Source organism: Cupriavidus sp. SW-Y-13, assembly GCF_009793345.1.
Classification (GTDB): Bacteria; Pseudomonadota; Gammaproteobacteria; order Burkholderiales; family Burkholderiaceae; genus Cupriavidus.
On the sequence record NZ_WHLX01000001.1, the window covers coordinates 1622627 to 1634543 of the forward strand.

The 11917-nt window shown below is 66.0% G+C and carries 13 protein-coding genes; 3 read left to right on the forward strand and 10 right to left on the reverse strand.

Annotated elements, in window-relative coordinates; all coding sequences use genetic code 11:
- Positions 1-59 precede the first annotated feature (59 nt).
- The 7 genes from denD to GA566_RS07285 all read right to left on the reverse strand — a co-directional run bounded on the left by denD (position 60) and on the right by GA566_RS07285 (position 6966).
- Complete coding sequence (gene denD, locus GA566_RS07255; RefSeq protein ID WP_137926720.1) at positions 60-1031, reverse strand: D-erythronate dehydrogenase; 972 nt, start codon at positions 1029-1031, stop codon at positions 60-62.
- A 15-nt stretch (positions 1032-1046) separates the two neighbouring features.
- Positions 1047-1829: a 2-oxo-tetronate isomerase gene (gene otnI, locus GA566_RS07260; RefSeq protein WP_160472275.1), complete on the reverse strand. Its 783-nt coding sequence runs from the start codon at positions 1827-1829 to the stop codon at positions 1047-1049.
- Positions 1830-1857: 28 nt separating this feature from the next.
- The gene (locus tag GA566_RS07265) at positions 1858-3210 is read right to left on the reverse strand and encodes an MFS transporter (protein ID WP_160472277.1); all 1353 of its coding nucleotides are present in this window, start codon (positions 3208-3210) and stop codon (positions 1858-1860) included.
- Positions 3211-3390: 180 nt separating this feature from the next.
- The gene (locus tag GA566_RS07270) at positions 3391-4029 is read right to left on the reverse strand and encodes an aldolase (RefSeq protein ID WP_160472278.1); all 639 of its coding nucleotides are present in this window, start codon (positions 4027-4029) and stop codon (positions 3391-3393) included.
- Positions 4026-5297, reverse strand: coding sequence for a 3-oxo-tetronate kinase (otnK, locus tag GA566_RS07275; protein WP_160472280.1), 1272 nt, complete (start codon positions 5295-5297; stop codon positions 4026-4028). The genes GA566_RS07270 and otnK overlap by 4 nt, the downstream gene beginning before the upstream one ends.
- A 4-nt stretch (positions 5298-5301) precedes the next feature.
- Positions 5302-6195, reverse strand: coding sequence for an L-threonate dehydrogenase (ltnD, locus tag GA566_RS07280; RefSeq protein ID WP_137926725.1), 894 nt, complete (start codon positions 6193-6195; stop codon positions 5302-5304).
- Between the two features lie 33 nt (positions 6196-6228).
- Positions 6229-6966 carry a FadR/GntR family transcriptional regulator gene (locus GA566_RS07285; protein ID WP_137926726.1) on the reverse strand — a complete coding sequence of 246 codons (738 nt, stop codon included), beginning with the start codon at positions 6964-6966 and terminating at the stop codon, positions 6229-6231.
- 188 nt (positions 6967-7154) lie between these two features.
- On the opposite strand from GA566_RS07285, the gene GA566_RS07290 reads away from it, so the two are divergent.
- On the forward strand, positions 7155-7589 hold the full coding sequence (locus GA566_RS07290) for a GNAT family N-acetyltransferase (RefSeq protein WP_137926727.1): 435 nt from the start codon (positions 7155-7157) through the stop codon (positions 7587-7589).
- Positions 7590-7785: 196 nt separating this feature from the next.
- On the opposite strand, the gene GA566_RS07295 is transcribed toward GA566_RS07290, so the two are convergent.
- Genes GA566_RS07295 through GA566_RS07305 form a run of 3 tightly spaced genes read right to left on the reverse strand, consistent with a single transcriptional unit; the run spans position 7786 to position 10020 of the window.
- Entirely contained in the window at positions 7786-8643 is an 858-nt protein-coding gene (locus GA566_RS07295; RefSeq protein WP_137926728.1) for an NRDE family protein, read from the reverse strand.
- A gap of 53 nt (positions 8644-8696) precedes the next feature.
- Positions 8697-8987: a DUF4936 family protein gene (locus tag GA566_RS07300; protein ID WP_137926729.1), complete on the reverse strand. Its 291-nt coding sequence runs from the start codon at positions 8985-8987 to the stop codon at positions 8697-8699.
- Between the two features lie 19 nt (positions 8988-9006).
- Positions 9007-10020 carry a folate-binding protein YgfZ gene (locus GA566_RS07305; protein WP_160472282.1) on the reverse strand — a complete coding sequence of 338 codons (1014 nt, stop codon included), beginning with the start codon at positions 10018-10020 and terminating at the stop codon, positions 9007-9009.
- Between the two features lie 223 nt (positions 10021-10243).
- Between GA566_RS07305 and mltG the strand changes: the two genes are divergently transcribed.
- Both mltG and tmk read left to right on the forward strand, forming a co-directional pair.
- Complete coding sequence (gene mltG / locus GA566_RS07310; protein WP_137926731.1) at positions 10244-11242, forward strand: endolytic transglycosylase MltG; 999 nt, start codon at positions 10244-10246, stop codon at positions 11240-11242.
- A gap of 4 nt (positions 11243-11246) precedes the next feature.
- The gene (gene tmk / locus GA566_RS07315; RefSeq protein ID WP_160472284.1) at positions 11247-11849 is read left to right on the forward strand and encodes a dTMP kinase; all 603 of its coding nucleotides are present in this window, start codon (positions 11247-11249) and stop codon (positions 11847-11849) included.
- The last annotated feature ends 68 nt before the right edge of the window (positions 11850-11917 follow it).

Here is an 11917-nt window from a genome sequence, read left to right on the forward strand (position 1 = left end):
CCCCTCTCCCGCAAGCGGGAGAGGGGAGCAAACCACCAGAGGGGAGAACACCAAGGGGTCTAGATAGACACCCCCACATCCTCCGCATACCCCCGAATCACATCATCAAAGCTCGCATCGCTTTCGAACCCCAGCGCCACCGCGCGTGACACATCCCACGCGGCCGGCCAGGTCCCGACGATCTTCTCGACACGTTCTTCACGGTTCCACGTGACCCGATCCGCCACGGCATCGCCCGCCACGCGACGCAGTGCCTCCACCATTTGCGCAGCCGTCACCGACAACCCCGGCAGGTTCACCACACGACGATTGCCGAAGCGTTCGCCGTCGAGTTCGATACCGTTGACTAGCGCCTGAATGGCACCGCGCGGCGACAGCAGCCACAGTGACGTGGCCGGGTCCACCGGGCAGTTCGCTGCCTCGCCCGACAGCGGTTCGCGGATGATGCCACTGGCGAACGACGACGCCGCCGCATTGGGCTTGCCCGGGCGCACGCTGATGGTCGGCAGTCGCAGCACGCGGCCATCGACGAAACCGCGCCGGCTGTAGTCCGTCAGCAGCAGCTCGCCAATCGCCTTCTGCACGCCATACGACGATTGCGGATTCAATGCGGTATCGTCCTGCACCACGGCCGGCAGCTTGCCACCATAGACGGCCACCGAACTCGTGAACACCACGCGCGGGGCGTGGCCCAGCGTGCGGCAGGTTTCGAGCAGGGCGCGCGAGGCGTCCAGGTTCACGCGCATGCCCAGGTCGAAATCGGCCTCGGCTTGCCCGCTGACCACGGCGGCCAGGTGGAAGATCGCACCAGTCTCGCGGTCGATGGCTTGCGCCAGCACGGCCGGATCCGACAGGTCGCCGGTGACCACGCGCACGCGCGCATCGTCGATCTGCGGCGCCACCACGTCCAGCAGCGTGAGCTGGTCGATGGTGACGGCCTTGCCGCCGAGGTTCAGCGTGCCGCGCTTGAGCAGCAGGCGGGCCAACTGCAGGCCCAGAAATCCGGCGCCGCCGGTAATCAATACTTTCATCGCAACATCCAGGTCTTATCGATTCAGGTAAGGCTTCAACCAGCCCAGGCCTTCCGACGTGCCGGCGCGGGGCCGGTACTCGCAGCCGATCCAGCCCGTGTAGCCAAGCTGGTCGATCACGTCAAACAGGTAGGGGTAGTTCAGTTCGCCGAGGCTCGGCTCGTGCCGCTCGGGCACGCCCGCGATCTGGATATGACCGATGCCGGCAAAGTCGCGCTGCAGCTTCTTGGCGATATCGCCTTCCATGATCTGGCAGTGGTAGCAGTCGAACTGCACCTTGAGATTCGCGGCGCCCACTTGCTGGCAGATGGTCTGGCCGTCGCCCTGCAGGTTCAGGAAGTAACCCGGCATGTCACGTGTGTTGATCGGCTCGATCAGCACAGTCACGCCGTGCGCGGCAGCCGAGGCTGCGGCGTAGGCCAGGTTTTCGAGATAGACCGCGCGGCAACGGGCGCGATCCGCATCGGCGGGCACCAGTCCTGCCATGACGTGGATGCGGTCGTTGCCGATCACCGAGGCGTATTCCAGCGCCTTGGCAAAGCCCGTGCGGAACTCGGCCTCGCGGCCCGGCAGGGCGGCCGTGCCGCGTTCGCCAGCGGCCCAGTCTCCGGGCGGCGCGTTGAACAGCGCCTGGGTCAGGCCATGGTCGTCGAGCCGCTTGCGGATCTCGGCGGCGGGATGATCGAACGGGAACAGGTACTCGACGGCCTGGAAGCCATCCTTCGCGGCAGCGCCGAAGCGGTCCAGGAAGTCGTGCTCCGTGTACATCATCGAGAGGTTCGCGGCAAAGCGCGGCATGTCGGCTCCTTGTATCGGAAGATCGGGATCAGCGATTGACCATCTTGGCCGGCGTCAGCCAGACCAGCAGGGCACCCACCACCAGGATCGCGGACAGCACATACATCGGCAGTTGCGTGCTCTGGGTCATGTCCTTGAGTGCACCCACCATGTACGGCGACACGAATCCGGCCAGGTTACCCACCGAGTTGACCACGGCGATGCCCGATGCGGCGGCAATGCCGCTCATGAAGGCGGTAGGCAGCGACCAGAACAGCGGTGCGCAGGTCAGTACGCCAGCGGCGGCCAGCGACAGCGCCGCGATGGCCACCGTCGTATTGTGGGTGAACGAGGCGGCGATGGCAAAGCCCGTGGCGCCCATCAGCGCAGGCACGATCAGGTGCCAGCGACGTTCGCGGCGTGCATCGGCACTGTGGCCCAGGATGTTCATCACCACGATGGCGCAGAGGAACGGAATCGCGGACAGCAAACCGATGTTGAGGTTGCCGGTGACGCCGCTGGCCTTGACCAGTGTCGGCATCCAGAACGTCAGCGCGTACTGGCCGGTCACAAAGCAGAAGTAGATCAGGCACATCCACCACACGCGACGGTCGCTGAACACGGCGCCCAGCGAATGCACGTCGCGGCCACCAGCCGTTGCGGCAGCGGCCTTGGCGGCGCGCTCGTCTTCCTCGATATTGCGCTTGAGCACACGCTTCTCGTCGTTGTCGAGCCAGGGCGCCTTGTCGATACCGTCACGCAGTACGAACACGGTCACGATGCCGATGGCCAGCGCAGGCAGTGCCTCGATGAAGAACATCCACTGCCAGCCGGCCCAGCCGTGCGTGCCGTTGAACGCGTCCATGATCCAGCCCGACAACGGGTTGCCGAACATGCCAGCCACCGGGATGCCCGACATGAACAGCGCGATCATCTTGGCGCGGCGGTGCGACGGATACCAGTACGTCAGGTACAGGATCACGCCCGGGTAGAAGCCCGCTTCGGCCAGGCCGAGCAGGAAGCGCATGACGTAGAACTGCGTCGGCGTCTGCACGAACACGAACGCCGCCGAGATGATGCCCCACGTGATCATGATCCGCGCAATCCAGATACGCGCGCCGATGCGGTGCATCAGCAGGTTGCTGGGCACCTCGAACAGAAAGTAGCCGATGAAGAACAGGCCGGCGCCCAGGCCGAACACGGTCTCGGAGAATTGCAGGTCCTGCGCCATCTGCAACTTGGCAAAGCCCACGTTTACGCGATCGAGATAAGCGATCACGTAGCAGAGCATCAGGAACGGCATGATGCGCCAGAACACCTTGTTGTAGGCGCGTTTCTCGACGGTGCTGTCGGCGTCTAGCCGAGCGTCGGCAGTCCCCGCCGCGGGGTTGGATGCGGTCATTGGAAGTCTCCTTGGATTTGAACCGGTCGGTGTTCTCCCTCTCCCGCAGGGCGGGAGAGGGTCGGGGAGAGGGCAGGGCGTTGTTATTCGATGTCGCCAGACCGGGCGCTTGCCCTCTCCCCCAGCCCCTCTCCCGCCAAAGCGGGAGAGGGGAGCAAAACTAGGCGTGGGATTTCACCTTCACCACTTCACCTTGAACGTATCCCTTAGCTCCACCAGCGCCTGCTCATCGAGCGGCGCCGGCTTGTCGCGCAACATCATCCACAGCTTGGCGGTTTCTTCGAGCTCTTCGAGCGCGTAGGCCGCGCGGGACACGCTGTCCTCCCATACGACCGGACCCAGCCGCGCCAGCAGTACGCCACGCACCTCGCGCGCCAACTGCGCCACACGGGCGGCCACGGCGGGATCGCCGGGGCGGTGGTAGGGGATCAGCGGGATATGGCCCACCTTCATCACGTAGTAAGGCGTGATCGGCGGCAGCACGTCGTCCGGCTGCCAGACACCGGCCAGCGTCAGCGCGACGAGGTTGGTGGAGTGCGTATGGACCACGCCATGCGCATCGGGGTTGTTGTCGTACACGCAGCGATGCAGCGTCAGCGTCTTCGATGGCTTGTCGCCGGACACCCAGCTTCCATCGGTCGCCACCTTGGCCACAGCCGCCGGATCGAGCGTGCCAAGGCAGGCGTCGGTCGGCGTGATCAACCAGCCGTCGTCGAGCCGCGCGCTGATATTGCCTGCCGAGCCCACCGTGTAGCCACGCTGGTACAGGCTCGCGCCGACGCGGCAGATCTCTTCGCGCAGTGCGCTTTCCTGGCTCATCGTGCCGCTCCCAGCGCATTGAGCGCTTCGTCGAAGAAGTTCTCGCCACCGAAATTGCCAGATTTCAGCGCCAGCGCCAGCGGGTCATCTCCTAGCGTTACCGTGGCCGGCACACCGGGCGCGATCTGGCGGCCGATACGCAGCGACTGCACGCCGAGCGCCTGCACCGCGGCGCCCGAGGTCTCGCCACCGGCCACCACGAAGCGCCGCGTGCCGCGTGCCTTCAGGCCCGCCGCTACCGCAGCCAGCGCGTGCTCGACCAGTTCACCGGCACGCGCCACGCCCAGTTCGGCCTGCACGGCTTTCACTTCCTCGGGCTGTGCGGTGGCGTAGATCAGCACGGGTTCGTTGTGGGATGCAGCAAAGGCCAGCGCTTCATCGGCCACGGCTTCGCCGCGCGCCAGACGTAGCGGATCGATACGCAGGGCGGGGCGGTTTTGCGCGATCCAGTGCGCAACCTGTCCATTGGTGGCGCGCGACGCGCTACCTGCCAGCACCACGCCAGGACCATCGACCGCCGGCACCTCGGCAGCGTTGTCGCGTTGCGGCAGCAGTCCGGCGCGACGGAAGTTCTCGGGGAGGCCCAGCGCAATGCCCGAGCCGCCCGTGATCAGCGGCAGCGCGGCGCAGCCTTCGCCCAGCGCGAACAGATCGGCATCGGAGACCGCATCGGCAATCGCGAGCTTCACGCCTTCGGCGCGCAGGGCGTCGATGCGTGCGCGCACGGCTTCCGGTCCCTTGCCAACGGTGTCGTGACGCAGCAGTCCGACCTTGGACTGGCTCTGGCGCTGCAGTACGCGCACGAGGTTGGCATCGGTCATCGGCGTCAGCGGATGATGTTCCATGCCCGATTCGTTGAGCAGTGCATCGCCCACGAACAGATGGCCGCGGAAGATCGTGCGGCCGTTCTCGGGGAAGGCGGGGCAGGCGATGGTGAAGTCGCTGCCCAGCGCACCCAGCAGCGCCTCGGCCACGGGTCCGATATTGCCGGCGTCGGTGGAGTCGAACGTCGAGCAGTACTTGAACACGAACTGGCGGCAGCCTTGGGCGCGCAGCCATTCGAGCGCGGCCAGCGACTGGGCCACGGCGTCATCGGCGGAAATCGTGCGCGATTTCAGCGCCACGACCACGGCATCGGCCTCGACAGTGCCCACCGGCACGCCGATGGTCTGCACGGTGCGCATGCCGTTGCGGACCAGCGTGTTGGCGAGATCGGTGGCGCCGGTGAAATCGTCGGCGATGCAGCCAAGGAGGGGACGATTGCTCATGCGATTACTCCTTCGCCTTCGGCAACTCGATGCCCGGGAAAATCTTGATCACGGCAGAGTCGTCTTCACCACCATGGCCGGCCGTGGACGCCATCATGAACATCTGGTGCGCGGCAGCCGACAGCGGCAACGGGAATTTGCTGGTGCGGGCGGTGTCCAGCACCATGCCCAGGTCCTTGACGAAGATGTCCACCGCCGACAGCGGCGTGTAGTCGCCCGACAGGATGTGGGGCACGCGGTTCTCGAACATCCACGAGTTGCCCGCGCTGTGCGTGATCACGTCGTAGAGCGCGTCCGGGTCCACGCCCTCGCGCATGCCCAGCGCCATGGCTTCGGCGGCGGCGGCGATATGCACGCCCGCCAGCAACTGGTTGATGATCTTGACCTTGGAGCCCGCGCCGTGGGCATCGCCCAGGCGGTACACCTTGCCTGCGATGGCGGCCAGCACGGCCTCGGCCTTGGCGTAGGCTTCGGCGGGCCCCGACGTCATCATCGTCATTTCGCCGCTGGCGGCACGCGCGGCGCCACCTGACACCGGCGCGTCGATCATCAGCAGTTCCTTTTCGGCCAGCCGCTTGCCGAGCGTCTCGGCAAAACCGGGCGGCACAGTGGCGCAGGCCATCACGAGCTTGCCCTCGGACATCGCCGGCACCGCACCCTGTTCGCCGAACAGCACGGCCTCGGTCTGCGCCGCGTTGACCACGAGCGTGATCACGATATCGCAGCGTCGGCCCACCTCGGCCGGGCTCACGCACGGCACGCCGCCGGCATCGGCAAAGCGCTGCAGCACGTCGGCACGCAGATCGTAGGCGTGGGTCTTGAAGCCTGCGCGCAGCAGCGACTGCGCCACGCCATTGCCCATCGCGCCCAAGCCGATGACGCCAATGTTCTTGGACATCGAAATTCTCCTAAACCTGATGTGTATGGATGACTAGTGCGACGGGCTGACGGGCAGGTCGATGCCTTCGTCGTCGCCGAGTTGCGAGAGCCGGCGCGCCGCGTTGTACATGTGGTTCTGCGCCGCGTTGCGTGCGGCATCGGGGTCGCCCGCGCGGATGGCGGCGGCAATGGCCTGGTGTTCCTCGCGCACCTGACGCGAGAAATCGGCACGGCGCGCCTCGTTGGTACGGGTCACGCGCGTGGCGGTTTCCAGGTACTGGCTCAGGAAGGCCAGCGTCTTGAGGAAATACGGGTTGCCGGTGGCTTCGGCAATGGCACGGTGGAAGGCCACGTCGGCGGCAACGCCGTCGCCGCCTTCGGCCACTTCGGTGTCGATGCGTGCCAGCGCGGCGTCGATGCCGGCCATCGCAGCATCGCTGCGGCGGCGCGCCGCCTGGGCGGCGACCTCGGCCTCGATCGAACGGCGCAGTTCCACGATCTGCAGCACCGCTTCCAGCGTATCGACATCGGTGTAATCAATGCGCAGTGGCCGGATGCCAGCCTGATCGGTCACGAACACGCCGCTGCCCTGGCGAGATTCCACCAACCCCTCGTACTTGAGCCGGGCAATGGCCTCGCGGATCACGGTGCGGCTGACGCCGAACTCTTCGGACAGCACGGCCTCGGTAGGCAGCTTGGCACCCCGGGCAAAGGTGCCGCCCTGGATCTTGTCGAGCAGTTGCTCGGCCACGCTGTCAGTCAGCGCGCGAGCAGGAATCTTCTGGAACATGGGATCGCATCATCAGGTAGTCAGGTCATCATACAAATTTCACGCAACGATGGTAGGCGGGGTTATCCCTGATACGGTGCATTGACTGGCCGATAATCGCACCAATGCTCGCAGTCTGTGCGCGCGCATTGGCGACCTGCCGGGCGTATGATTGCGCCTCTCTTCAGACATTCCGCTACGAGTCATCCATGTCCGTTACTACCGCCCCAGTCCTGGTCTGCCAATGGGATGAAGCCCGCGAGCGCGCCCGCGCCATCCGCTACAGCGTCTTCGTGGAAGAGCAGGGCGTACCGGTGGAACTGGAATGGGATGACATGGACGAGCCAAGCTGGCACGCCCTGGCGTTCGCCGCCGACGGCACCCCGGTCGCTACGGGCCGCCTGCTACCCGACGGACACATCGGCCGCATGGCCGTGCTCAAGGTGGCGCGCGGCACCGGCATGGGCGCCCGGGTTCTGGACGCACTGATGGCGAAGGCCGCCGAACTCGGCTATGCGGAGCTGATCCTCAACGCGCAGACGCATGCGGCGCCGTTTTATGCGCGTGTGGGTTTCGAGCAGGTTGGGGCGGAGTTCGAGGAAGCGGGGATCCCGCATGTGGAGATGCGGAAGCAGGTGGGGTGACTTAAGTTTGCGCGATACCGCTATCCGTTTACCGCTATCCGTTGCTATGCGCTCCCCTCTCCCGCGCAGCGGGAGAGGGGTCGGGGGAGAGGGTCAGCAGTGAAAATTGCGACAGGTCGGCAAGCAGGACCGCCGGCCCTCTCCCCCAGCCCCTCTCCCACTTTGTGGGAGAGGGGAGTGAACCCCAAGGGTAGTTCTAGCGCGGCGCAGGCACCGTCCCTGTATCCCGCGTCACATTCAGCCGGCCCTGATACGACACCTCGCCGGTCTTCCCCTCTGCATCGAAACTCCGCTCGACATAATCGAATCGTCCGTCATGCCGTACGCGCAGCACGGTGCTGGCGCGCGTGCCGTAATGCGGGGAGCGGATGAACGATGACGACAGCAGCTTCTCCCACTCCGGCGCCACGCCGGTGCTCGGCAGTTCCCAGTCCGGCGCCTGTTTCTCGTCGGCGAGCATCTGCAGGTAGGGTTCGGCGTCCGAGCCGAACTGGCCACGGTCGGCGGCCAGGACTTCGCACAGCGCGCCGACGCGGCTGCGGACCTTGGGCCATGGCGTGTCGAGCAGTGCGTTGGACAATCCGTAGAGGCCCGGTTTCAGCTTCTGCGGCTGGCGTGTCTTCGAGCGGTTGCTGTACCACCAGAGGTCGTGCAAATCGCTGGCCAGCAGGTTGAACCCGTTGTAGGCGCCATGGGCGCCGGCCAGTTCGTGGAGGTACTCGTCCGGGGTCTGCTCGCCGCGCAGGAAATGCGCGACGAGTTCGCCGCGCGAGCGGGCATCGGTACGTTTTTCGGAGGGGGCGCGGTAGTTGGTCAGCGCGGCGAAACGCGCGCGCGAATCGCCGGGCCATTCGGACGAGGCGGCGTTGGCCACGCCCATCCAGGTGCCCGCATCGCCGATCACCTCGGCCAGGTCGCGGCCGGCCAGCACCTCGGGGGCATCCTGCCACCAGTGCGCGGCCGCCGCGGGGCGGGCATAGAACTCGTCACGGTTGCCGGCCACCACCAGGGCATAGTCCGGGTGCGATTGCCAGGCCACCAGAATCAGGCACATGTCGCTTCCTTTGCTTCTCTTGCGGCTTCACTACAGTGACTGCAGTGACTACGTCACAGCACGTCCAGGTCTACGAACTTCTCGGCCATACGCTCGCCACTGATCCAGTGAGCGAGGCCGCTCTGGCGCCACAGGCCATCGAGCGTGGCATCGAAGGCGGGCGGTATGTCCGCGTAGCTCTCCATCCACGTCTGCAGCCCGGCGCGGGTCTCCGGCCTTCGCATGAGCGTACCACCAATCCCGGTGGCCTCGGCCACCGTTTCCATCCAGCGGTGCCACTGCGGCAACGCCTCGGCGGCGCGGTCCTCCGGCACCTTGAAGTAGACGTAGAGATGATCGCTCATGTCTTGGTTCCCCGGTCGTTCAACTGGCGGATTCAGCCTCGTTCGGCAGCGGCACTTCGTACGGCAGCGCACGCGTGGAGACCGGCGAGCCGTCCGCTGCGCCCAGATGCAGCGTGCCGGCCACGGCTGCATCGATCTTCAGCTCGGCGAGTCCTTCCCATCCACCCAGCGGTGACGGGGCGGCATTGACCACCATGCCGCACGGCTGCGAGGGATCTTCGGGACGGAAAATCTCGGTGGCAGCGGCCGGCACCGTACCTTCGCCGCCCACACGCCACATACGACGCTTGAGCGTGCCGCGATACTGGCTGCGCGCCACCACTTCCTGGCCGGGATAGCAGCCCTTGCGGAAATTGACGCCGCCGATCAGCTCGAAGTTGATCATCTGCGGCACGAACTGCTCCTGCGTGGCGGCGGCGATGCGCGGGATGCCGGCGCCGATGTCGAGCCAGTCCCAGAATGCCGGTGCCGCCTGCGCCAGCGTCGCGCCCAGCGCCTGTTGCAGCGCCTCGGCGCGCGCGGACTCCGCCACGATCTGCCAGCGCGCTTCGCCCTCGGCGTCGGCCAGGCGGATCACGCTCACGCCATCGGCATGCGCAGCGGACAGCGGCCCTTGCGGTGCGGGCAGGCCGGCTTGTTTCAGCGCGGCTTCGGCACCTGCGCCGGCCACGCCCAGCACGCGGTGTGTGGCGGAGAGGTCGGACAGTTTGGCCTTGGCGCGCAGCACGAACATCGACAGGCGCTTCTGGATGGCCGGCTGGATATCGGCCGACAGTTGCAGCACGATGCCTTCGGCGTCGCGCCAGACCAGGAAGCTGGCCATCAGCCGGCCCTTGGCCGAGCAGTAGCCGGCCAGCCGCGCTGCATCGGCCGGCAGGTCTTCCACCGCGTTGGTCAACTGGCTGTGCAGGAAGGTGGCGGCGTCATCGCCGGCCACGCGGATCAAGCCCAGCCCGGCGGGCGCAGTGACAATACCGGCGTGCGGCAGGGCGGCGAAGCTATCGGCGAGCGAGGGGAATTCAGTGGCGGACATGCAGACGGTCCCGGAAGACGGTGATCGGTGGTGAAATTGGGGGCGGCAGTGCCATCGTACAAGGTCATACGCAGCGTAGTGCTGCGTCGCCTGTAACGTGTGGTGACACATAGGCCACAAGGCTCCCGGTATTATATGGGCCTGCCGTCATTCCGACCGGCCGCGCGTCTTGCCAGCGCCGTATGCTTTCCGCCGATAGTCCCTCGATTGTTCCAATCACTACATGAAACGCCTGTTCCTGCGCCTGGTCGGGGTGCTGATTGTCTCCGCAGCAGCGCTTGCGGGTGGCTTTGCCTGGTGGGCAAACCAGCCGCTCGGCCTGTCCGCCTCGCCCATAGAAGTCATCGTCAAGCCCAATTCGGGCGTGGCCAGCGTCGGCCGCCAACTACAGCGCGGCGGCGTGACCATGGACCCTCGCATGTTCCAGTTGTTGGCCCGGATCACGGGCCACGCCACCGACCTGAAGGCCGGGGGCTACCAGTTCGAAACCGGCGTGACGCCGTTCGAAGTGGTCGAGAAAATCGCGAAGGGCGACGTGTCGCACTACGTGGTCACCGTGATCGAGGGGTGGGAGTTCCGCAAGATGCGCGCGGCCGTGGATGCCAGCCCGGCGCTGAAGCATGACACGCAGGGCATGTCGGACGCCGACCTGATGAAGGCGATTGGCGCGGCGGAAACCTCGCCCGAGGGCTTGTTCTTCCCCGATACCTACCTCTTTGCCCGCGGCAGCAGCGATATCGAGTTGTACAAGCACGCCTACCGCGCGATGCAGAAACGCATCAACGATGCTTGGAACGCGCGCGCGCCGGACTTGCCCTACAAGACGCCGTACGAGGCGCTGATCATGGCGTCGATCGTGGAGAAGGAAACCGGGCAGGCGTCGGAGCGGCCGATGATTGCGGCGGTGTTCGTGAATCGGCTGCGCAAGAACATGATGCTGCAGACCGATCCGACCGTGATCTACGGCATCGGCCCGACTTTCGACGGCAATATCCGCAAGAAGGATCTGACCACGGACACCCCGTACAATACGTACACCCGTGCCGGCCTGCCGCCGACGCCGATCGCGCTGCCGGGCCTGGCCTCGCTGGCCGCGGCTACCACGCCGGCGCCGTCTGACGCGCTGTACTTCGTGGCGCGTGGCGACGGCAGCAGCCATTTCTCGACATCACTTCCCGAACACAACCGCGCGGTAGACAAGTACCAGCGCGGCAAACCGTAATCACATGGGCGGCAAATTCATCACGTTTGAAGGTATCGACGGCGCGGGCAAGAGCACCCATATCGAATGGGTGGCCGAGCGCCTGCGCGCCCGTGGCAACGTCGTGACTACGCGCGAGCCGGGCGGCACGCCGCTGGGCGAGGATCTGCGCCAGTTGCTGCTGCATCGCAAGATGGACCTCGAAACCGAGGCGCTGCTGATGTTCGCGGCACGACGCGAGCATATTGCCGAAGTCATCGCCCCGGCCCTCGCACGCGGGGACTGGGTCATTTCCGATCGCTTCACCGATGCCACGTTTGCCTATCAGGGCGGGGGCAGGGGGCTGGCGCTCGACCGGCTGGAAGCGCTGGAGGCCTGGGTGCAGCGCGGCCTGCAACCGGACCTGACGCTGCTGTTCGACGTGCCGCTGGAAACCGCCGCCGCGCGGCTGGCCAATGCGCGCGAGCCAGACAAGTTCGAGGCGGAGTCCCGCGCGTTCTTCGAGCGGACACGCAACGAATACCTGCGACGGGCCGCCCAGGCACCGCAGCGCTTCCGGGTCATCGACTCGACGCGCTCCATCGACGAGATTCGCGTGACGCTCGAAGACATCATCGCAAGTCTCTGAGTTTTATGACTTATATCCGCGCCGTGATGTCGGTGTGCATCTCTCCGACAATACATGACGTCATGGCG

Bases quoted from the DNA above. Each gene is read 5' to 3' on its own strand.
- denD (WP_137926720.1), bottom strand. From the start codon at position 1,031: ATGAAAGTATTGATTACCGGCGGCGCCGGATTTCTGGGCCTGCAGTTG.
- otnI (WP_160472275.1), bottom strand. From the start codon at position 1,829: ATGCCGCGCTTTGCCGCGAACCTCTCGATGATGTACACGGAGCACGAC.
- GA566_RS07265 (WP_160472277.1), bottom strand. From the start codon at position 3,210: ATGACCGCATCCAACCCCGCGGCGGGGACTGCCGACGCTCGGCTAGAC.
- GA566_RS07270 (WP_160472278.1), bottom strand. From the start codon at position 4,029: ATGAGCCAGGAAAGCGCACTGCGCGAAGAGATCTGCCGCGTCGGCGCG.
- otnK (WP_160472280.1), bottom strand. From the start codon at position 5,297: ATGAGCAATCGTCCCCTCCTTGGCTGCATCGCCGACGATTTCACCGGC.
- ltnD (WP_137926725.1), bottom strand. From the start codon at position 6,195: ATGTCCAAGAACATTGGCGTCATCGGCTTGGGCGCGATGGGCAATGGC.
- GA566_RS07285 (WP_137926726.1), bottom strand. From the start codon at position 6,966: ATGTTCCAGAAGATTCCTGCTCGCGCGCTGACTGACAGCGTGGCCGAG.
- GA566_RS07290 (WP_137926727.1), top strand. From the start codon at position 7,155: ATGTCCGTTACTACCGCCCCAGTCCTGGTCTGCCAATGGGATGAAGCC.
- GA566_RS07295 (WP_137926728.1), bottom strand. From the start codon at position 8,643: ATGTGCCTGATTCTGGTGGCCTGGCAATCGCACCCGGACTATGCCCTG.
- GA566_RS07300 (WP_137926729.1), bottom strand. From the start codon at position 8,987: ATGAGCGATCATCTCTACGTCTACTTCAAGGTGCCGGAGGACCGCGCC.
- GA566_RS07305 (WP_160472282.1), bottom strand. From the start codon at position 10,020: ATGTCCGCCACTGAATTCCCCTCGCTCGCCGATAGCTTCGCCGCCCTG.
- mltG (WP_137926731.1), top strand. From the start codon at position 10,244: ATGAAACGCCTGTTCCTGCGCCTGGTCGGGGTGCTGATTGTCTCCGCA.
- tmk (WP_160472284.1), top strand. From the start codon at position 11,247: ATGGGCGGCAAATTCATCACGTTTGAAGGTATCGACGGCGCGGGCAAG.